This is a genomic window from Azotobacter chroococcum (assembly GCF_002220155.1).
In the GTDB taxonomy this organism is placed as follows: Bacteria; Pseudomonadota; Gammaproteobacteria; order Pseudomonadales; family Pseudomonadaceae; genus Azotobacter; species Azotobacter chroococcum.
Genome location: NZ_CP011835.1, coordinates 3,508,883 through 3,529,905 on the forward strand (window position 1 = coordinate 3,508,883; position 21,023 = coordinate 3,529,905).

Below are 21,023 nucleotides of genomic sequence, written 5' to 3' on the forward strand. Positions count from 1 at the left end.
CCGAGGGGGCAAGTCGGTCTGCACGATCTGCGGCGCCCCCATGACCTACTCTGAAGCCCTGGCCGAAGCCCGCTGGCGCTGGCCCGATGCCGCTATTCTGGAGAGCTGACCCCATGAGCCACCCAAAAGCCATCCTTGCCCTGTCGAAGATCTCCATCAAGCCGGGCACCACCAAGCGCGACAGCCTAACCATTACCCGCCGTCTGTTGCGCTACTTCTGCGCATACCGCAAAGCCATCCACGACGAGCGCCGCGCCCTGCGCCGGAAGGCCGCCAAGCTGCGCCAGTTCGAGCCGTTCACCAAGCTGTCCGCCGACACCCTGGAGCAGCAGGCGGAGAGCTATGGCGCCGAACAGCTGGCCACGATCCGCCCCGTGCTGCGGAGCGTTGGCGAATCGCTGCTCCACGACCGTGACGGCTACATGGACGCCCTGGGCTTCGACGGGGTGTGCGACGTGCTGAACGTCAACACCATGGAGCGGGAACAGGCCCGCCTCGACGGGATGAACGATCTGGCCGGGCTGGTGTTCGTTCACAACCTGGAGGACAGCGCCAGCCATCGGGGCGAGGACTTCAAGCGCGGCCCGCTGTTCGAGGCGTGTTTCGCTGCAATGGGGCACTTCATCCGCACCGCACCGGAGGGCACGCTGCCCGATCCGTTCGGCCCAGATGGCCCGCTGTACGGCGCCCCGGTTCGCATGGTCCAGCCGGACGGCACCGTGACCATCAAGCGCCCGGACCTGACCGTGCACGACGCCAGCGGCTCCCGCGTGGTGAAGCGCTAAACCCTCCCGGCTGCCGGGGTTCGCGCCCCGGTGGCCAGTCACCACGATGGAGCCGACACCATGACCGAACAGAAGGGCGACATGACGTTAGTAGTGACCAAGGAGGGCGACGAGACGCTTGACCAGACCATGGCCCGCGCCCGTGTCATGCCGGAGAACCTGGCAGCGGCAACGCTGGTTTGCACCAAGCTGGTAGATGTCCCCGTCACCGATCTGGCCCGCGAACTACGCCAGCAGACGGCGGCGATCAACAGTGGCGACCTGACCCGCGCCGAGAACATGCTGCTGGCCCAAGCGCACACCCTCGATGCCCTGTTCGCCAACCTGACGGCACGGGCGATGAATGCCAAGCACATGGACAACCTGGAGGCATTCATGCGGCTGGCCTTCAAGGCGCAGAATCAAGCCCGCGCCACGTTGCAGACCCTGGGAGAGCTGAAGGCACCCAAGAATGTTGCCTTCGTGAAGCAGGCGAACATCGGCCAGAACGTGCAAGTGAACAACGGCACGACCGGGCAACCCACGCGCACGCGAAAAGCGAAGAAGGCGCAGAACGAACTATTGGAGGTGGAGCATGGCGAACGGCTGGACACCCGAGCGACGGGCACGGCAGGCAGCGCTGATCCGGCAATGGCGACCGTGGGAGAAAAGCACCGGGCCGCGAAGCCCCGAGGGTAAGGCCGCCGCATCGCGCAATGCCTGGCAAGGCGGCTTCCGGCCATTCATGCGTGACCTGGCCAAGCGGCTGCTCGAGCAGGACAAAGCCCGCCGCGAACTGATGGACTGAGCTTGCCGCCACGGATGGCGAACACCGGCGAAACTACCTGTTTCAGTCGAGACTGCCGGGATTGGTAGTTTCGGCAGCGACAGCTGGTACGCCAGCTTAGCAGGACAGTTCTGGATAATGGCCAGATGCCTAAAACCATCTATCCCATGCTATATGTAAAAACATCCCCATCAGTACACCATAAATAAATCGACTATCAAGATACCAATAACGCTCCTGAGACTTCTTTTCTTCTTTGAGCTGTTCAAGTTCAAACTTGCAATCACTCAGCTTATTGCTAAGAGACAAATTGTCATCACAAAGCTTTAGCTCGGCAGCAGAAAGCGGGATGATTTTGTTATCCTCGTCGATCAAGTAAATACGATCCCAGCGCAAGTCATCAATATAAGCGCCTCTACCGTTCTCTTTGTGCGCTACTTCTTCAATCTCCTCGGGAGTCACGAAACGCTCTTGCTCTGAGTCGTAAATCTTTGCCTTCGGATATACCTGGAGCAGCTCTTTTAACGAATAAATATCTGGATCAATCCACAACATGATCACATCCCGCCTACATCCTTGAATTATCCGTACTACAGTAGTCCACGGGCTATTGCTGGGTCGATACTGGCACAGCAAACTTAGTCAAGCGCCGGAAGAAGACTCGGACCATAGTTTTCTGGCCACATCAAGACCTTGAAAAATCTGCTCCATCTCCTGTCGCTTTGATCGTAGCTCACCAACGGTTACAAAACCGCTCCGGCTCCAATCAACTTTTCTTGACTGTTTATCCCACTTAGGACGGACGCGGCGAAGCTTGCCAGTCTCATCAGTTGTCCAAAGTGCATGAATTGTGTCGTTCCGATAGTCACCCAAGGAAACCCTGAAGAAGACTTTCTGAATCTGGTGAAATACGCCGATCCCGTTGCCCGAGTTTCCCGATGAAGCAGATGACCTTTGCCGATGCCGAGTACGCCGGCAAGCGCAAGCAGACCCGTAAGGAGTTGTTCCTGATCGAGATGGATCAGGTGGTGCCGTGGTCTGGGCTGATCGCCCTGATCGAGCCGCATTACCCGAAGGGTGAAGGCGGTCGTCCGGCGTATCCGCTGATGGCGATGCTGCGCGTGCATCTGATGCAGAACTGGTTCGGTTACAGCGATCCTGCGATGGAGGAGGCGCTGTACGAGACCACTCTCCTGCGCCAGTTTGCCGGATTGAGCCTGGAGCGTATCCCTGACGAAACCACCATCCTCAACTTCCGTCGTCTGCTGGAGAAGCATGAGCTGGCGGCTGGGATTCTGGCGGTGATCAATGGCTACCTGGGTGACCGGGGCCTGTCGCTGCGCCAGGGCACCATCGTCGATGCCACGCTGATCCATGCGCCGAGCTCGACCAAGAACCAGGACGGCAAGCGCGACCCCGAGATGCACCAGACGAAGAAGGGCAACCAGTACTACTTCGGCGCGAAAGCGCACATCGGTGCCGACGATGAATCGGGCCTGGTGCACAGCGTGGTGGTCACGGCGGCCAATGTGGCAGATGTCACCCAAGTCGACCAACTGCTGCATGGCGAGGAAAACGTGGTCTGTGCCGATGCCGGTTATACCGGGGTCGAAAAGCGCCCCGAGCATGAAGGTCGTCAGGTCATCTGGCAGGTCGCGGCTCGGCGCAGTACCTACAAGAAACATGGCAAGCGCAGCGTGCTCTACCAGCAGATCCGCAAGATCGAGAGAGCCAAGGCGCAGGTACGAGCGAAGGTCGAGCATCCGTTCCGGGTGATCAAGCGCCAGTTCGGTTACGTGAAGGTACGCTTCCGGGGCCTGGCCAAGAACACCGCGCAGTTGGTGACGCTTTTCGCGCTGTCGAACCTGTGGATGGCGCGCCGACATTTACTGGCGAATGCAGGAGAGGTGCGCCTGTAATGCGGGAAACGGTCGCTGCGACGTGCTCGCGGTGGCTAAAAAACGCAGAAACGAGCGGGTGATCCGATCGTTTTTGATCGATTCTCCGCTTTCAAAGTCGGCGGGGGCTGAAGTCAGCCAGAAATACATGACTACTTCAGACCATCCCCAAAGTCATGGCCTGACCGATGAGGGTGCAGAAAGGTGCCACCTGTACGGGGCAAAGACGAGTCTTGGCCTGCTCTTGAGCTTTTTGGCAAAGTTTCTTGAAGTAAAGCAAGCTTTCCCCCTCGACCATGCCTTGAGTAAATCCTTGGCCTAGAAGATCTTTGAGGCAAAGCTTAACCATGTACTCAAGTCGCCCAAAGGCAATAGCGAGTCGAGCAAACTCTTCATAAAACCCCTCAGGGAAATTGTCGTTTACGTCTATCTGCTGCGCCATGCTAGTCCGTCCTATTTGGCTTGTGGCTCATAGGCATAACTTGGAGCGTCTACATCAGCTTAGCTTTTGGAGAAGTCCCTCGCCGATCTGGAGCCGCGTCAACAGCAATCACGCACTGGTCACGACGAAGCGGCAAGCAATATCCGAAAATCTGACATTACCCGATCCGCCCTTTCTACATGCCCGGAAAGCCGGGAATGATCGCCGGCCAATCCGGGGCGGCACCCCGATCTGCGAAAACACCCCATGCAAGCCACCTGTAAAGCGCGTTTACAGTCATGTCCCGGCCTTTGCGAAACAACCCCATGAATGAGGCCAGGGAACGGTAAGAACACGGTAAGGCGGCGGGGGTTTCTTGACTCCCTAAAAGGCCGGCATTCCGGCTTTTGTGAAAACAACCCCATGAATGACCGCCGTCAAGCCGTGGACGCAGCAAGATCGCAACAAGGCCGGAAGGGTGAGATTGGAGTGATGCGAGCGCCTGACAGCAGGCCAGAGCAGGTACCAGCCCCACGCTAAGGCACAGGGAGGTTATAGGTAGCCGATGGCCCGGCCTGATCCTGTTCGTGCCTGGTGCTGGTGGCCGATGGGGAGGGGGAAGGTCGAAACTTTCAGCCCTTGTACGCCTAGACCGCGCCCTGAAGTCTTTTTTCACGCCCGCGAAACTAAAAAACCGGGAGTCACGCTATGGCTGAATGATGATAAATGGGGGTGCTTCAACGCTCCGTGGGAATATCCGACGGCACCTCGGATAGGTAGGCGTGGCTATTGACGAAAATCCTCTTCGGAATGGGCTCGCCTCGCACCAAGCTCTTCAGTAGCCGATAGCTCTGGCGACCGATTTCGCGGCTCTCCATGCTCAGATAGGCCTGTACTAGGCCATCTTCAAGCAGCGGGCGCAGCGCTGTGTCGAACTCGGGAATAGCGATGATGATGGTCGGGGACGTACCCTTTGCCTTGAGTCTGGCAAGTAGTGGGCCGAGTTGCCGGCGATAGATATCGGCGTGATGAACCGGCCAACTGCCAAGGCTGATGATGGTGTCGTACTGGTTGGTGGAGTTCAGCAGGGTGGTGAGCTTGAGCAACGCGCTCTCTTGATTATCGGTGTCATATAACGGGCAGCGATTCGGCTCGCTCCAGCCATTCTGTCCGTTCAGCCGGTCGGCTACTCTACTCTCGGCTTGGTCACCGCGCAACTGCTGGCGAATGCCTCGCAGACGCTCCCGATGGTTGGTGTCCCGCGAGCTACCACTCAGGACGCACAGCTTTCCGCCTTGTGGCCTGAGGCGTTGGGCGAGCATGCCCAGTTGCCGGCCGAAGGCCAGATTGTCGAGTCCGACGTATCCCCTGCGCAGATGCTGCTCTGCGGGTTCCAAATCCGAATCGAAAGTGATCAGTGGTGTCTTGTTTGCCCGTTTCAGGGCGTGATTGGCCAGCCACTTTGAATGGGTCACCGACAGGGCGATACCATCCAGCCCTCTAGCGAGAGCCTGTTCCAGGGCTTCATTTTGCCGGCGAAAATGCGACGCCCCCGAAGCACCCAACAACAGGCAGGTATCGCCCTGGGCCTGGGCAGCCTCAGCGCAGCCCTTGGCGGCCGAGATGAAGAAATCATGATCAATCCGCTTGGCGACCAATGCGAACTGCAAGGGGTCAGCGCTAGCAAGGGGAGTGACCAGCAGCCCGCAGAGCAGGCCCGCCGCAATAAAACGAGAAGATCGTAATATTTTCAAATTGTGTCCCTACAAGTCCCAGCAGGCGAGCAAGCTACCGAAATTATCATGATTGTCTGAGGCAGTCGGGAGCAGTCGAAACAGACCAACTAACCCAACTCGGACCAGCCGAGCCGAAACAGACCGATCTGTCTCACTGAGACCAAAACGTCTCACTGAGCACGCCTCATTCCCCCGCATGGGGAGGATGGCCCAGAACTGGACCATGCTCAAACCGCTGCCATGGCGGTTTCGGCCATCGGCTGGAAGTTCAGCCGATCTACCTGCCCGCGTGCGCGTGGGGACCGTTTGGATGTCAGGTTTTGTCAGGTAGCCGCCAGCCTGCGCGTGGGGCTGAGCTGGAGGGCGACGGTTACAAAAGTTTTGTAAGCGTAACCGGCGCCGCTGCGGACAATTCCTTGACACCCTTCGTGGTAGGGTCGAGTAGACCATACAAAAGCGGTGCTACCGAGGAGCCGAATCGATGATCGGAACACGCGAACAGCAGACCATCGAATACTTCGACGTTGTGCGGAAGCTGGCCGGTAACCAGCCTTTCATCCGGCATCTGGCGGCCACGCTGCCGAGTGATCGCCCGGTTATGCGGCAGCTGGCGGAAATGCCGCTCGCGGCGATGTTGCGCCTGTATTGCGATTGGGTCGAACGGGTCTACGGCGAATGCGGCAAAGGCATCGAAGAAGCAAAGATGTGCACGGAGCCGAACACATCTTCCAAGCGGCTCATGCCCTCCCAGGTGCTGGCAGCTCTACGACATTGGCGGTTTCCAAGACTGTGGCCGTGACGCCGGCTCGCCATGAGGCGGATACGCCCGCACCCTGTCGCCGGTTTCATCCCCCTCCCCACCGAACACCACCCCGAGCCGAGGGAGTGACGACGATCACCAGCGCCAGCAGTGCGTCATCCTGATGGGCTTGGAACTGGTCAAAAAGCAGCCGAAAAGGGGGGTACTTTTCGTTTTGTGAGTAGATTTGTGAGTAGACGAAAAACCACATCAAACCAAAAGCCAGAAATTGCAAGGCTTTCAGCGATTGGTTCGAGTCCCTCCCGTCTTCGAGCCTTCCCAAGAAAGCCCGAAACCCACGAAGAACCGGCCTTAGAGCCGGTTTTTTGTTGCCTGTGATGCCCAAGCCCGAAGTTTTGGGGGCATGCTTCATGCCCTGCAAAGCCACGCCGCCAGCTGACTACTCTGCCCCGAAGGTCGCCAAGCCCATGGACAAGCCCTACAAGCCGAGCGACGGCCATCTGTAAGCCATAACCTACAAAAGATCGGGAGCTTTCCCAATTTATCCAGTCCTGCTGCTGCGGTAGATTTACTTCCACACCGACATCGACGGATCGATGAAGGCCACCAAGGATGGAGGCCAAGGGACTGTCGCCGGATCGCGATATCATCAGGATGATGGCCCACGGAAGAAAGGAAGAACATGAAGCGACAAGGCGATCCCTTGTCGCTTTTTGTTTGCGTCGAATAAATGCGACTCAGCAATCTCTCGTGATGGCAGCCCTGATACCGACCAATCCGAGGATATACATTCGGTTTGCCGCTGACCGATCTGCGCCCCACCTATAAAGCGTGTCCGCAGCCCTGCCAGCGGGCTCCCCTGCCGTTTGCAAAACGGCCCATTCAAGCCCCTCGAGGGCCGCACAGCACGCGCCAGCGACCCCTGTAGTCGATAGCCCCGGCCAAAGCTGCCGAAAGCCATCTGCGGAAACGGCCGGAAAGGGACAAGACACCCCTCCCCATCAGTCCCCCAAGCGCCAGCCGGACGTGATCGGATAGCGCCGGTCCCGGCCGAAGCCGCGCTGGGTCACCCGCACCCCGACCGCCGCCTGACGGCGCTTGTACTCGTTGAGATCGACCAGCCGCAGCACCCGCCTGACGGTATCCTCGTCGAAGCCTTCGGCAATGATGGCGTTGGCCGAGAGGTCGTACTCGACGTACAGCTTGAGGATCTCGTCGAGCACCGGATAGGGCGGCAGCGAGTCCTCGTCCTTCTGGTCGGGGGCCAGCTCGGCTGACGGCGGGCGGTCGATGACCCGCTGGGGAATCACCATCCCCAGGCTGTTGCGATAGTCGCAGAGGCGGAACACCAGGGTCTTGGGAACGTCCTTGAGCACGTCGAAACCGCCGGCCATGTCGCCGTAGAGGGTCGCGTAGCCCACCGCCATCTCGCTCTTGTTGCCGGTGGTCAGCACCAGATAGCCCTTCTTGTTGGAAATGGCCATCAGCAGGGTGCCGCGGCAGCGCGCCTGCAGGTTCTCCTCGGTGGTATCCCGGCCGAGCCCCTCGAATACCGGCGCCAGGGTACCCATGAAGGCCTCGACCATCGGCGCGATCGGCAGTACCCGGTAGGTCACGCCCAGGGCGCGGGCCTCCGCCTCGGCGTCCTCGAGGCTCATCTGTGCCGTGTAGTGGTAGGGCATCATCACCGCCTCGACCCGCTCCGCGCCGAGCGCATCTACCGCCACGGCCAGGGTCAGCGCCGAATCGATGCCGCCGGACAGCCCCAGGATCACCCCCTTGAAGCCGTTCTTGCGCACATAGTCGCGCACTCCCAGCACCAGCGCCTGGTAGACGCTCGCCTCCAGCTCGGGCAGCGGCGCACAGTTGGCGGCGCGCGGCAGCACCGCTCCGTCGTCCTCGATGCAGAGATCGACCGGGTAGAGCCCTTCGGCGAAGGCTGGCGCGCGCTGGACGACCTGGCCGTCCGCCGCGGCCACGCAGGAGCTGCCGTCGAACACCAGCTCGTCCTGACCGCCAATCTGGTTGACGTAGACCACCGGCATGTCACCTTCGGCGGCCCGGGTGGCGAGGATCTCCTCGCGCTCGCGCTGCTTGTCCAGATGGAAGGGCGAGGCGTTCAGGCTGAGCATCAGCCGCGCACCGGCCTCTTTCGCCTGGCGCATGGGGCCGGGGAACCAGATGTCCTCGCAGATCGACAGGGCCACCGGCACGCCCTTGATATCCAGCAGGCAGGCCTCGCTGCCCGGCTCGAAGTAGCGGCGCTCGTCGAACACCCGGTAGTTCGGCAGGTGCTGCTTGTAGTAACGCGCCAGCAGCTCACCATCGGCGATCACCGCGGCGGCGTTGAAACGCTGCCCGTCCTCCAGCCAGGGGTAGCCGAGTACCAGATAGATGCCCCGCACCTCGTCCTTGATTCGCTGCAGGCCCTGCTCGATACGCAACTGCATGCTCGAGCGCAGCAGCAGATCCTCCGGCGGGTAGCCGCACAGCGCCAGTTCGGGAAACACGATGACATCCGCGTCCCAGTCGTCACGGGCGCTGCAGGCCGCCTCGACGATGCGCTCGACATTGCCGTGCACATCGCCGACGCGCAGATTCAGTTGGGCCATCACGACCCGCAGGGTTTGGCTCATGGCCGTCTCCACCGATGAATGTGACGCGCCCGGCATGCACACGGGCGCGCTCCGAAAAATCCATTCTCCCGCATCGACGCCTGCAGAAACAACGCGCAGGCCGGTGACGGGCGAACCGGAAAAGCCGCGCACAACATGCCGACCCGCGCACGGAAGCCAGCAACGGCATGGCCCCGGAAAACCCCGGCTTGCTAAAATGCCGGCCCTCCTTCGAGTAGAGCACTCCATGGGCCTGTTTCGTCTGCTGTTCTGGATTCTCGTCATCATCGCCGTCATCTGGCTGTGGCGCCGGCTGACGCGCCCTGCCTCGCCCCCCGCCACCTGGGCCGAACCCGAAACGCCCAAGCCCATGGTGCGCTGCGCCCATTGCGGCGTGCATCTGCCGCGCGAGGAGGCGCTGGCCGACGGCCGCCTTTGGTACTGCAGCCAGGCGCATCTGACCCAGGGTCCGCGCCACGGTGAGCGCTGAGCCCCTGCCGCCAGGCGGCGATCCCCTGATCGGCACCCCGCTGGACGGCCCTCAGGGCGGCAACGTCCTGCGCCTGTACCACCTGTACCGGCTGGTCATCGGCCTGCTGCTGGTGCTGCTGATCTCCAGCAATCTGGACGAGCGGCTGCTGCAGGTCGCCCACCCGGAGCTGTTCCACCACGGCAGCTGGTTCTACCTGATCCTGAACATTCTGGTCGCCGTTCTAGTGCACCACCCCAAACCCCTGCAGATCTTCAGCCTGGCACTGGTCGACGTGATCCTGCTTTCGGGCCTGCTCTACACGGCCGGTGGCCCGTCCAGCGGCATCGGCAACCTGATCATCGTCTCGGTGGCCGTCGCCAACATCCTCCTGCACGGACGGATCGGCCTGCTGATCGCCGCCGTGGCGGCCAGCGGCCTGGTCTACATGACCTTCTACCTGGGCCTCAACCGCCCTGCGGCCGCCAGCCAGTACGTGCATGCGGGAGCGCTGGGCTCGCTGTGCTTCGCCAGCGCGCTGCTCGTGCAGAGCCTGACCCGCCGCCTGCGGCGCAGCGAATCCCTGGCCGAACGACGCGCCGCCGAGGTCGCCGACCTACAGGCCCTGAATGTACAGATCCTGGAGCGCATGCGGACCGGCATCCTGGTGCTCGACCCGCAGCAGCAGGTGCTGCTGGCCAATCAGAGCGCCTTCACCCTGCTGGGCAACCCCGCACTGACCGGACAGCCGCTCGCCGCCCACTGCCCGGAGCTGGTCGAGCGCCTGCAGCAGTGGCAGCAGAACCCGACCCTGCGCCCGCAGGACCTGCACACCCTGCCACACGGTCCGCTGGTGCAACCGAACTTCGTCGCCCTCACGCGGGGCGGACGGCGGGGCATCCTGGTCTTCCTCGAGGACATCTCGCAGATCGCCCAGCAGGCCCAGCAGCTCAAGCTCGCCTCGCTCGGCCGGCTGACCGCCGGCATCGCCCACGAGATCCGCAATCCGCTCGGCGCCATCAGCCACGCCGCCCAGCTGCTGCAGGAGTCTGAGTGCCTCGACGGCCCCGACCGGCGCCTGGCGCAGATCATCCAGGACCAGTCGCGGCGCATGAACCTGGTGATCGAGAACGTGCTGCAGCTGTCGCGCCGGCGCCAGGCCGAACCGCAGCTGCTCGACCTGAAGTACTGGCTGCACCGCTTCGCCGGCGAATACCGCGCCTCGGCGGCGCCGAACCAGATCCTGCACCTGGAGATCCGGGACGGCTCCCTGAAGACCCGCATGGACGCGAACCAGCTGATCCAGATCCTCACCAACCTAGTGCAGAACGGCCTGCGCTACAGCGCCCAGTGCCACCCGCAGGGACAGGTCTGGCTCAGGCTGTTCCGCGCCCCGGAAAGCGACCTGCCGGTCCTCGAAGTGCGCGATGACGGCCCCGGCGTGCCCGCCGAGCAGATCGAGCACATCTTCGAGCCCTTCTTCACCACCGAAACCAAGGGCACCGGGCTGGGCCTGTACATCTCCCGCGAGCTGTGCGAAAGCAACCAGGCCCGCCTCGACTACCGCGGCGGCGAAGGTGAAGGCGGCTGCTTCCGCATCACCTTCGCCCACCCACGCAAGCTGACCCAGGCACGCCACGGATGACCCACCGTTTCCCAATCATCGCCATCTGCAATCGAGTCCGAGCATGAGCGCCCGACAGAAAGCCCTGATCGTCGACGACGAGCCCGACATCCGCGAACTGCTGGAAATCACCCTGGGCCGGATGAAGCTCGACACCCGCAGCGCCCGCAACCTCCAGGAGGCGCGCGACTGGCTGGGCCGCGAGCGCTTCGATCTGTGCCTGACCGACATGCGCCTGCCCGACGGCAGCGGCCTGGAGCTGGTGCAGTACATCCAGCAGCGCCACTCGCAGGTCCCGGTCGCTATGATCACCGCCTACGGCAGCCTGGACACCGCGGTCAATGCCCTCAAGGCCGGCGCCTTCGACTTCCTGACCAAGCCGGTCGACCTCGCCCGCCTGCGCGAGCTGGTCGCCACCGCCCTGCGCCTGCATGCACCGGCGATCGAGGAGGAAGCGGTGGACAGCCGGCTGATCGGCGACTCGCCGCCGATGCGCACGCTGCGCAAGCAGATCGCCAAGCTGGCGCGCAGCCAGGCGCCGGTCTACATCAGCGGCGAGTCCGGCAGCGGCAAGGAAGTGGTCGCCCGCCTGATCCACGAACAGGGGCCGCGCGCCGAACGCCCCTTCGTCCCGGTGAACTGCGGCGCGATTCCCTCGGAACTGATGGAAAGCGAGTTCTTCGGCCATCGCAAGGGCAGCTTCACCGGCGCCATCGAGGACAAGCAAGGCCTGTTCCAGGCCGCCAGCGGCGGCACCCTGTTCCTCGACGAGGTGGCCGACCTGCCGCTGCCGATGCAGGTCAAGCTGCTGCGTGCCATCCAGGAAAAGGCCGTGCGCGCGGTCGGCGGCCAGCAGGAGGTGGTGGTCGACGTACGCATCCTCAGCGCCACCCACAAGGATCTGGCCGCCGAGGTCGCCGCCGGCCGCTTCCGCCAGGACCTCTACTACCGCCTGAACGTCATCGAGCTGCGCGTGCCGCCGCTGCGCGAGCGCCGCGAGGACATTCCGGCGCTGGCGGCGATCATGCTGGCGCGCCTCGCGGAGGAAGCCGGCCTGCCACCGGCCCGGCTCGGCGAGGAGGCCCAGGAAAAGCTCCGCAGCTACCGCTTCCCGGGCAATGTGCGCGAACTGGAGAACATGCTGGAGCGGGCCTACACCCTCTGCGAGGACGACCTGATCCAGGCCCGCGACCTGCGCCTCTGCGACACCCCGAGCCCGGGCGAGAGCGGCGAAACCTCGCTGGCCGGCATCGACAACCTCGAGGACTACCTGGAGGAACTCGAACGCCGGCTGATCATGCAGGCCCTCGAGGAAACCCGCTGGAACCGCACCGCCGCCGCCGAGCGCCTGGGCCTGAGCTTCCGCTCCATGCGCTACCGCCTGAAGAAGCTGGGCATCGACTGAGGCCCGGCTTTGGCGCCCTCCTCGGGGAGACAGGCCTTCGCCTTGTCCGGCGGGTTGCAACCCGCCCTACGCATCGCCGCCATGGGGATACCCATACAGGGCGGGTGCAACCCGCCATCCCGCCCAGGCCGAGTTCAGCGCCGACCGAGCCGCCCCGCCGGCGCATAGGGCGCCGGATCGACGATCGGCTCGCGCGCCAGCAACAGATCGGCGAGCAGCTGGCAGGACGCCGGCGCCAGCACCAGCCCGTTGCGGAAATGCCCGCAGTTCAGCCACAGCCCCTCGAAGCCGGGCACCGGGCCGATATAGGGAATCCCCTCGGGGGAGCCCGGGCGCAGGCCCGCCCACTGCTTGACCACCTCGGCACCGGCCAGCGCCGGCAGCAGCGCCTCGGCGGACGCCTTGAGGCTTTCCAAGGCCTCCCCGGTGGGCGTCTTGTCGAAGCCGACATCCTCCAGGGTGCTGCCCACCAGAATGTGCCCGTCCCGCCGCGGAATCGCATAGCGCCCGTCGGCCATCACCATCCGCGGCAGGAAATCCTCGGCGCACTTGTAGAGGATCATCTGGCCCTTCATCGGCTTGACCGGCAGCTCCAGCCCCAGGGTGGCGAGCAGCTCGCCGCTCCAGGCGCCGGCCGCAACCACCACACGGTCGGCCCGCAACTCGCCGGACGCCGTGCGCACCCCGACCACCCGCTCGCCCTCGCGGACGAAGCCGGTCACCGGCAGATTCTCCTCGAGGCTCACGTTGGGCAGGCGCGCCAGCGCCTCGCGCAGCGCGGCGAGCAGGCGCGGATTGCGCACGTTGGCCACGCCCGACATGAACAAGGCCCGCGAAAAGCCCGGCCCCAGGGCCGGCACTGCCTGGTGGACGGAGTTGATATCCACGGCCGCCAGCGGCCGGCCCTCCCGCGCCGCCCAGGCCAGCGCCTCGGCTTCGTCCTCCAGATCCAGCCAGTAGAGACCGGTGACATGCACCTCGGGATCGATGCCGGTCTCCTGCCGCAGGCGCTCGCCCAGCGCCGGATAGAAATCCTGCGACCAGTGCGCCAGCGCCGTCACCGCCGGGCTGTAGCGCCAGGGATAGAGCGGCGACACGATACCGCCGCCAGCCCAGGAGGACTCCCGGCCGAGCGACCCCTGATCCAGCAGACGGACCTCCAGGCCGGCCTCCGCCAAGCGCAGAGCCGACAACATACCGATGGCGCCACCGCCAACCACCAGGACTCGCATCGCATCCCCCCCAAAAGAAAACGGGCCGTAAATCGGCCCGTTATACGCCTGCGGGGCACGGCATGCCAGGCTTCGCCGCATATGCACGATCGGGAAATGCCGCCTGCTCGGCATACCGCCGACAGGTCGCTTTGTATTCTGCACGACCGGCATGGAGCCGAAATCCAGGGAGGGAAACCATGCACCTCATCCAGCGACGATACGAACAAGGCTTCACTCTGGGCGAAGCCCTCACCTCGACGGCCATCCTCGGCATACTGTTGAGCCTGGCCGTACCCGCCTTTACCCACCTGACCCTGAGCAGTCAGAAGAGCAGCGCGGCACAGCAGGTCAGATCCCTGCTGAACCATGCCAGAAGCATTGCCGTCACCCAGAAAGAGACCACCGTCCTGTGCGGCAGCCAGGACGGTTACACCTGCGCCAAAACCGGCGCCCGGTTCCTCATCGTGTTTGTCGACCACAACCTGAACGGTCGAGCCGACTCCGGAGAACTCATCTGCCAGGAACCGGTGCCGTCCGACACCCATTATCAGCTGAACGCATCCAGTCTCGACAGCATTCGCTTTCGCCCGAACGGCACGGCGAGCAGCTACGGCAGCATTGCGCTCTGCCCCTCGGCAGACAACCGATATGCAGCCAGGCTGATCGTCAGCAGCATGGGGCGCGTGCGCAGTGCCCGCGACAGCGATGGCGACGGCGTGATCGAGGGTGCGGACGGCAGGCCGCAGAGCTGTCCGGCCTGACCACAGGGAAAAGGGGCTGCCCGTGCGACGGCACGGGAAGTGCCGCCGCCGTGGCGGCCTATTTGGCGTACCAGTAGGCGCGCTTGCGGTTGTTGCTCAGCTCGATTTCCGGGATGGACGGGTCAAAGGTCGTGGGGCCCGAGCCGCCGATGATGAAGGGCACCGTCTCCTCCCCGATGTTGACCAGACCGGTTACCGGTGACGGCGGCAGACCGCCCCCGACGAACTTGGTGAAGTCCAGCTTGCCGGTGTTGAAGTCGAGCGTATAGGCCAGGGCGATACCGAGGTCGGCGGTACAGGAGCTTGCACTGGGCTTCTCGGGATAGTTGGTCCCGAAATAGGTCTTGCCAGCCACGGTGACGGGGGCATTGACGCCCTTCTCGCCGTCGTTGGGAAGGTCGATGTAATAGCCCTTGACACTGTCGGCCGTGGCATCGAAGGACAGGGTCTGATCAGGGTTGGCAATCAGGTTATCATGAGTCAGGGCAGTGAAGCCGGTGGTCATGAGCGCGCCGGTCTGGGTGTCCTTGATCATGTAGATCCGGTTCTGCACGTTGTAGGCCATTCCCGCCGTCGTATCGGTGGTATAGAGCGGGTGCTCACGGTCACCGGATACCGCCATGACGGCATCGAAACCGCTGGTCGTGACTACATCCGGGGCGAAGAGGAACTTACGCGCGTCTTTTCCTGTTCCGCCCAGTGCCGCCAGCTTGGTGATTTTCCAGTCAGCGGGCGTGGATGCCAGCCCAAAGCCATGCGGGTCAAGATCGACACGCCAGATATTGCCTCCCACGTCCGCGGCATAGACCCGGTCGACATAGCCGTCCGAGTTGCGGTCGACCAGGGTAACGTCGGCGGCCACGGCATCGGTCGGCGCGCCGGTCGAGACGCACACCCCGTCGCTGGCCAGATCGACGCCCGAACAATTGGCGAGAGCGGCCCAGACCACCTTGCCGGTCACCGCATCCAGGATCAGCACGCCACGGCCCATGGAGTCATCACTCGCGACCGGGTCGGCATCCTGCTCCGGCGCATAGCCTGCGCCCATGATCAGCACCGGATCGGTACGGCTGCTCAGCACCGCCACCTTCGGCTGCGACCAGGTCTGCCCAAGCTCCTTGATGTCCGCATTGGTCTTCTTCCAGAGGAATTTCGGCTGCATCGGATCCGACACATCCATGGCATAGATCAGCCGCCCGCCACGCCGGGCGGTCATGTAGATATAGGTCTTGTCCTTGGTGGACGCTGTGGTGGTCGAGCGCGTGTCGCGCAGGACAGTGGTCGAGCCGTCGAAGAAGTAGTCCTTGGGCTGCTTGTTGGTATCCATGACACCGGCGATATCGATCAGCGGCGAATTCTGGAACAGCCGCTTGAACTTGCCGTGGAACTCGGGTGCGATGAAGCTCCACAACTCGCCACCCGCCCGGACGCCGTCGATAGCGGCAGCCTGGTTGCCATTCACAGCCCGGAATATGCCATCGTTGGCGCCATAGAAGACCACCACGCCCGTATCGCCGCCATAGTTGATGACCGCCGGCCGGGAGTGCAGCACGTCGCCGTGCAGGGAGGGACGCACGGTGACCGGGGCGCCCGGTCCGGCCATGTCCTCGTTGCCGGCGATATCCCAGCCGCGCACCCAGTTGACCAAGTTGCTGGCGGTCAGGGCCGGCGCGACTTCGCAGTTGACGGCCGCGGAGGGCAGGGTCAGAGCGGCATTGTCCCACTTGAAGGCGAAGGTATTGGTGGTAATACCCGTGACGGTCACGCTCCGCCCGCTACTGCCGGCAGGCAGGGCAGACAGCCCGGACACATACGTGCCATCGGCCTGCCCGGTACAGTTCTTGAGAATCGCGGAATCACCGACACTCAGGCCATGGGCCGTGGTGCTGCTGTTGACGGTCACGGTGCGGTCGGCCCGGTAAAACACCGTGCCGTCGGGGATGAAATAGGACGAGCCGGTCTGCAGACCGCTGACGGTGAAACTAAAGGAATTGGCCGAGACGGTCTCCACGGTGCAACCATCAGGCATGTCACAGACAGCTTGGAAGGCTCCTGTCAGCTCATTCACAACGACATCGCCGACGCTCAATCCGGGATCGCCATCAGCGAAAGGCACTACGAAGGTGCAGCTCCGTCTATCTGATTTACACTCCACCGCGCCCACCTTGAACGCCTCTCCCGCCGTGAGCGAAGCAGCATAGGACGAGGTCGGCCCCACGCCGAACAGGTTGGAGGCATTCGCCATCAGCGTGGCGTTCCCGGTGGAAAATTCGGTCAACTCCGAGCCGCAGCCGCCGATGCTGTCGCAGGTCAGCAGGTTGCGCCCGTTGTCGCTGCTGCTATCGGTGTAGGTGGCCGTCAGGTTGTCGGCACGCGCCATCTGCGCGGCACCGCCCTTCTCGACCAGATCGCCATCCGGCGAGTCGAACTGCAGGCCTTCTCCGGAGGGGCTGTTGATCCAGAAACCGGTGCTCGGCCAGCCCGTCACGCCGGGCGAATTGGTCGTCCAGAAGCTGACCGCCTCGGGCGAAATGGCTCCCGTAGTCGGGTTGGTCTTCGAAGTGACAGCCCCGGCATCGGGGTCGTCCGTGGCGTCGGTCAGGACGATGTTGCCGCCGGCATCCAGCCCCAACTGATACTGCTTGAGGTTGCCGTACCAGCGCGGACTGGCGTCGCCGTCCGGACGGAACATGGCGACGAACACCTGGTTCAGGTAGGTGCCCTGGGTGTTCGCCGTCACCGGCAGGGTGGCGGAAGCGAACACGCTGTTCTTGGCCTGCACGTCGTTGAATACGGCGAACAAGGCATTGGAGAGACCACCGGTGTCCTTGACGTCGACCAGAAAGCTCTTGCCCCCGCCTTGCTTGGCCATCTCGGCGTAGTAGTTGATCGTGCTCTGGGCCTGGGCCTGGTTGGCCAGGTCGCTCACCGAAATGGTGTAGGTCGTGACGTTCTTGTCGGCGGCGGTACTGTCGATCACCGAGACCCGCTTCATGAAGCGGGCCCATTCGTCCGCCCAGAAGTCGTTGTTGGTGTTGCCCGAAGTATTCAGCAGAGGCACTGCGATCGGCTTGCTGAACAGGGAATATTCGTTGGAGCCGGAGGCATAGCCGAAAACCTCGCTCAGCTCCTGCTTGAGGATGACATCGGCATCTCCGCCATCGCCCGGGTTGCTGTTGGTGAAGGCATTGCCGATATAGATCAGCACCGCATCACGACACTGGGTCGCCACCTCGGCGAGCGTGGAATAATTCACTCCCGAACAGGAAGCGCTCCTACCGTTCAGAGCAGCCCAAGCCTCGGCCATGGTCGCCCCCACTGCCACGCCATTGGTCTTGATGGTGCTGGAGCCGGTGTCCTTGAACGCCTTGATCTTCGCCATCAGGCTATCGATCCCTTCCTTGTCCATCAACTGAGGCGCGTGCACCAGGTAACCGCACTGGCCATTGCCGCTCTTGAAGTCGTTCTTGTTGAAGACCATCAGACCGATCTTGATCATGCCCAGCAGGTTCGGGTCCTGCCCCAGCTCATACAGGGCATTGACCATCGCACACTGCTCCATGCCGGCAGCCGTCTTGGTCCCAAGACTTGGCGCCCCACTGCCATCGGCATACTGAGTGCAAATCTCTTCGGCACTGGCACTGTTGTTCGCCGCATTGTCCCAGACCAGCAGGACCGTCGGCACGTTGCCGCCCGCCGGGTTGATGCCGGTATAGATGTCGATGTCCTGCGCGAAAGCACTGTGCGTGCCCAACAGCATGGGCAGAACCGCCGCAGCACACCAGATTGAAAACCTCTTCACGACCACTCTCCCTGCCGCTACTACTTCGAAAGAAAGGCTCAGGGGCACGGCGTGCCAAGCAACGTCCTGAGATAGACGCCCTGATGCACTTCGACCCGGGCATTCGTCAGTCCGGTGTCTTCGACGGTGGAATACACATCCCACATCATCTTCGAGCACCAGGAGTTGCCGGTCGCCACCCCATCGCTCAACAAGCCGCTCTCCTGTACCGCACCGCTGCCGTAGCAGGAGGCGTCGTCCGCGTTCTTCACGTTCAGCTCGGTCAGCTTGATGGGAATGGAGCGCAGGCAGACCGGCGGCTCCACGACGGCGGAAAACTCATCCACGCCATCGCCATCCAGGTCCGTGGGAATGCTGATCGCAGCCGTCGGCAGCGGAATCGTGAAGTTGGCCTCGTTGCTGATGTATTCCTCGATCGCGTTCTGCGCGGTCAGCTGGGCCTCGCTGCGGTATTGCTGGTTGCCGGCGATGCGGAAATTGATGTTCGAGCTGTTGACCATGGCCGCGACGATGAGGGTCAGGATGCCCAGCATGACCAGGACCACGACCAGCACCGCCCCCCGCTGCCGCTCGGGCAGTCTCTGCAGACGTCTGCTCATTCTTCGCGTACCCCCGAGACATTCGGCAAGGTCACCACGGCGCTGTATACCTGCCTTCTGTAGCTGTCGTTGAAAGGCCCCTCCAGGTCGCTATTTCCTTCTGCGTCCTTGCGCCCGAGGTCATATTCGCGCTCGCCCTTCCAGCCGGCACTTGGCTCGGTGCTTCTGGCCAACAAGTTGACCCTGACGCTGACCACGTTCGACCAGTTCGTCGCATCCGCGGTCGACCAGCCGGTCGTCGGGCAATTCGCGGCAGCCGGCGCCGTATCGAGCCTCGGGTTCGGGACATAGCAGTCGGGCGCACCATCGGTATCCAGATCCATTCCATATTCGAAATGGATGTCCTCGATGCCCTCGGCCAGCGACTGGGTGACGATGCTCAGCGCTCCGCCCACCTCCTTCAGCTCGGCCACCTTCAGGGTGGGAATGCCGTCACTCGGACTGCAGATGTCACAGCCGCTCAGGTAGTAGGTGCGCAAGACATAGGGCCACAATTCCGCTTTCTGAGTCGTCGCGCAGTCCTTGCCCAGGAGATCGAAGCCTGTGAATCCGGAATCCATGTTGGCGGTCATCGGCTTCGCATCGGTCTGGCACTGCGACAGCTGTATATAGGGAACACCTGCCGTGGCGGTCGCCACATTGCTCGTCTCGGCGCGGCGAACCAGCAGGGCTTCGCTGTCGCTGCGCGCATTGGTGAGGCAGGAGACATCGTCACCAGTCGTGGACAGGGCGGCGTATCCCTGTAGCGCAGCAGGAAGCTGCGCGTTGAAGGCCCCGCCGACATCGGTAAAGGCAAATCCGAGACTCGTCATGGCAGTCGTACAGGGCGAGGGCGCACTGTAAGACGATGCTGCGACCTGAGAGGCTCCGTAGAAGCCCGCAAGGCGCAGTTCGTCGCTCAACAGCTGGATGGCATAGCGACCGTTCTCGATCTGCTCGGAGGTCTTGTTCAGTTCCGTGCGGGCCTGGCTAACCCAGATCACCAGACTCAACACGCCGCCGAGCATGAAGGCCCCGATCGCCAGGGCGACCATGATTTCGACCAGGCCGAGACCGGCCTGGCGCGAAGGGCTTGGCATGGCGGAGTTTCCGGAATATCGGGCGAAACGGACAGGTATCGGCAAAGCAGACAGCTTCATGAAGAGAGTTTCCCCAAGCGCACCAGCGCACTGACGGTTCGACGCAGCGTTTCCGCTCCATAACTGCCCTTGCCGCAGTCGTTTCCTGGCGCGACGGTGTCTCCCAGGCCCTGCCAGGCGACGGTGATGCGATAGGTTCTCTCGTCGGCGTCGACCAGACGGATGCAGCCCCGTGCACCGATCAGGGCTCCCACGTTGGTGGTACCGTCCTTTTCCGCCGCCCCCTTGAGGGTGCTGTCCCAGCGCTGCAGATCGGCAACGGCGGTGGCCTGCTGGGCAGTGGAACCCGTACTGCAGCTGATGCTGCTGTCGAAGCCGGTGCCCAGAGTCTCCGTGCCGGCATAACAAGCGGCGGCCTGGCGGTTCGCCCCGAGCTTTTCCTGCATGTCCTGCAGCAGGATGAGGGCCTGCACCCGCTGATAGGACTCGCTCTCCTGCTGCACCGTGCGCGTCACCAGGCCGGCAATTCCAAGCGAGCTGACCATGAAGATGAGCAGGGCCACCAGAATTTCGATCAGGGTGAAACCCGCGCTGCTCGATTGCCGGCTCATCCGCTGCATGCCCCCGTACGATTGTGGGGCTTGCCGCTTCCCGAGATTCTTACGCATTGCGCCGTCACTCCCTCAGCCAGGGGGGTAATGTCAAAGGTTGCTCCGGCAGTCGCGCGCCCCGTGCCCTTGTAGGTCATCGCAGTCACATCCGACTCGATCGTCACGCCCGAGTGGGAGGCGAACTCCCGCAGCGTGAGAGTCCCGGCCTTGACGACCCAGCCGCCGTCCCATGTGCTGTTGGCGGAAACCGTTACGTCCGTGTTGCGCTTTACCGCCTCGCTGCGGGCGAAGCTCATGGCGAAAACCAGATCCGACGCGGCATTTCGCACGGACTGGGCAGCCTGATACTGATTGAAGGAGGGAACGGCCAGGGTCGTCAGAATCCCCAGAAGCACGATGACGACCAGCAACTCGACCAGGGTAAAACCGCCAACCGGCTTTTTTCGCGAAGCCATACTGCCGAACTTCATGGCCTTCA

19 protein-coding genes are annotated in these 21,023 nt (G+C 62.9%); 8 read left to right on the forward strand and 11 right to left on the reverse strand.

Translation table 11 applies throughout. The annotated features are described in order from the left end of the window. The first annotated feature begins 113 nt into the window (after positions 1-113). Positions 114-785, forward strand: coding sequence for a hypothetical protein (locus ACG10_RS24525; RefSeq protein WP_232487127.1), 672 nt, complete (start codon positions 114-116; stop codon positions 783-785). Between the two features lie 60 nt (positions 786-845). Beyond that, positions 846-1,463, forward strand: a complete 618-nt coding sequence (locus tag ACG10_RS16315; RefSeq protein ID WP_232487128.1) for a hypothetical protein — start codon at positions 846-848, stop codon at positions 1,461-1,463. Positions 1,464-1,701: 238 nt separating this feature from the next. Here ACG10_RS16315 and ACG10_RS16320 read toward each other — a convergent pair whose 3' ends face one another. Next, positions 1,702-2,106 carry a hypothetical protein gene (locus tag ACG10_RS16320; protein WP_157731473.1) on the reverse strand — a complete coding sequence of 135 codons (405 nt, stop codon included), beginning with the start codon at positions 2,104-2,106 and terminating at the stop codon, positions 1,702-1,704. 383 nt (positions 2,107-2,489) lie between these two features. Between ACG10_RS16320 and ACG10_RS16325 the strand changes: the two genes are divergently transcribed. Further along, positions 2,490-3,470 carry an IS5 family transposase gene (locus ACG10_RS16325; RefSeq protein WP_089166808.1) on the forward strand — a complete coding sequence of 327 codons (981 nt, stop codon included), beginning with the start codon at positions 2,490-2,492 and terminating at the stop codon, positions 3,468-3,470. Between the two features lie 136 nt (positions 3,471-3,606). On the opposite strand, the gene ACG10_RS16330 is transcribed toward ACG10_RS16325, so the two are convergent. Next, a complete protein-coding gene (locus ACG10_RS16330) occupies positions 3,607-3,891 on the reverse strand; it encodes a hypothetical protein (RefSeq protein ID WP_089169016.1) in 285 nt (94 codons plus the stop codon). A 716-nt stretch (positions 3,892-4,607) separates the two neighbouring features. Next, the gene (locus tag ACG10_RS16335) at positions 4,608-5,624 is read right to left on the reverse strand and encodes a substrate-binding domain-containing protein (protein ID WP_232487129.1); all 1,017 of its coding nucleotides are present in this window, start codon (positions 5,622-5,624) and stop codon (positions 4,608-4,610) included. Between the two features lie 463 nt (positions 5,625-6,087). Here ACG10_RS16335 and ACG10_RS16340 point away from each other — a divergent pair, with 463 nt between their 5' ends. Continuing rightward, positions 6,088-6,405, forward strand: coding sequence for a hypothetical protein (locus ACG10_RS16340; protein WP_089169017.1), 318 nt, complete (start codon positions 6,088-6,090; stop codon positions 6,403-6,405). 46 nt (positions 6,406-6,451) lie between these two features. Here the strand turns inward: ACG10_RS16340 and ACG10_RS23835 are convergent, their stop codons facing one another. Together ACG10_RS23835 and ACG10_RS16345 are read right to left on the reverse strand one after the other, a co-directional pair. Continuing rightward, positions 6,452-6,778: a hypothetical protein gene (locus ACG10_RS23835; RefSeq protein WP_157731474.1), complete on the reverse strand. Its 327-nt coding sequence runs from the start codon at positions 6,776-6,778 to the stop codon at positions 6,452-6,454. Between the two features lie 589 nt (positions 6,779-7,367). Beyond that, positions 7,368-9,002, reverse strand: coding sequence for an NAD+ synthase (locus ACG10_RS16345; RefSeq protein WP_198318963.1), 1,635 nt, complete (start codon positions 9,000-9,002; stop codon positions 7,368-7,370). 226 nt (positions 9,003-9,228) lie between these two features. Between ACG10_RS16345 and ACG10_RS16350 the strand changes: the two genes are divergently transcribed. Genes ACG10_RS16350 through ACG10_RS16360 form a run of 3 tightly spaced genes read left to right on the forward strand, consistent with a single transcriptional unit; the run spans position 9,229 to position 12,479 of the window. Then, a complete protein-coding gene (locus tag ACG10_RS16350) occupies positions 9,229-9,471 on the forward strand; it encodes a PP0621 family protein (RefSeq protein WP_089169019.1) in 243 nt (80 codons plus the stop codon). 25 nt (positions 9,472-9,496) lie between these two features. Further along, positions 9,497-11,095 carry a sensor histidine kinase gene (locus ACG10_RS16355; RefSeq protein WP_089169922.1) on the forward strand — a complete coding sequence of 533 codons (1,599 nt, stop codon included), beginning with the start codon at positions 9,497-9,499 and terminating at the stop codon, positions 11,093-11,095. Positions 11,096-11,138: 43 nt separating this feature from the next. Continuing rightward, entirely contained in the window at positions 11,139-12,479 is a 1,341-nt protein-coding gene (locus ACG10_RS16360; protein ID WP_089169020.1) for a sigma-54-dependent transcriptional regulator, read from the forward strand. A gap of 134 nt (positions 12,480-12,613) precedes the next feature. Here ACG10_RS16360 and thiO read toward each other — a convergent pair whose 3' ends face one another. Further along, entirely contained in the window at positions 12,614-13,711 is a 1,098-nt protein-coding gene (thiO, locus tag ACG10_RS16365) for a glycine oxidase ThiO (RefSeq protein ID WP_089169021.1), read from the reverse strand. A gap of 179 nt (positions 13,712-13,890) precedes the next feature. Here thiO and ACG10_RS16370 point away from each other — a divergent pair, with 179 nt between their 5' ends. Continuing rightward, complete coding sequence (locus ACG10_RS16370) at positions 13,891-14,454, forward strand: GspH/FimT family pseudopilin (protein ID WP_157731475.1); 564 nt, start codon at positions 13,891-13,893, stop codon at positions 14,452-14,454. Between the two features lie 58 nt (positions 14,455-14,512). On the opposite strand, the gene ACG10_RS16375 is transcribed toward ACG10_RS16370, so the two are convergent. The 5 genes from ACG10_RS16375 to ACG10_RS16395 are packed head-to-tail and all read right to left on the reverse strand — an operon-like array spanning position 14,513 to position 21,015. Then, a complete protein-coding gene (locus ACG10_RS16375) occupies positions 14,513-18,256 on the reverse strand; it encodes a pilus assembly protein (RefSeq protein WP_157731476.1) in 3,744 nt (1,247 codons plus the stop codon). A gap of 38 nt (positions 18,257-18,294) precedes the next feature. Further along, a complete protein-coding gene (locus ACG10_RS16380; protein WP_089169024.1) occupies positions 18,295-18,855 on the reverse strand; it encodes a PilX N-terminal domain-containing pilus assembly protein in 561 nt (186 codons plus the stop codon). Further along, entirely contained in the window at positions 18,852-19,994 is a 1,143-nt protein-coding gene (locus ACG10_RS16385) for a PilW family protein (protein ID WP_089169025.1), read from the reverse strand. The genes ACG10_RS16380 and ACG10_RS16385 overlap by 4 nt, the downstream gene beginning before the upstream one ends. Then, entirely contained in the window at positions 19,991-20,554 is a 564-nt protein-coding gene (gene pilV / locus ACG10_RS16390) for a type IV pilus modification protein PilV (protein ID WP_089169026.1), read from the reverse strand. The genes ACG10_RS16385 and pilV overlap by 4 nt, the downstream gene beginning before the upstream one ends. Then, the gene (locus ACG10_RS16395; protein WP_131254835.1) at positions 20,542-21,015 is read right to left on the reverse strand and encodes a GspH/FimT family pseudopilin; all 474 of its coding nucleotides are present in this window, start codon (positions 21,013-21,015) and stop codon (positions 20,542-20,544) included. Before ACG10_RS16395 ends, pilV begins: the two co-directional genes overlap by 13 nt. Positions 21,016-21,023: the final 8 nt, after the last annotated feature.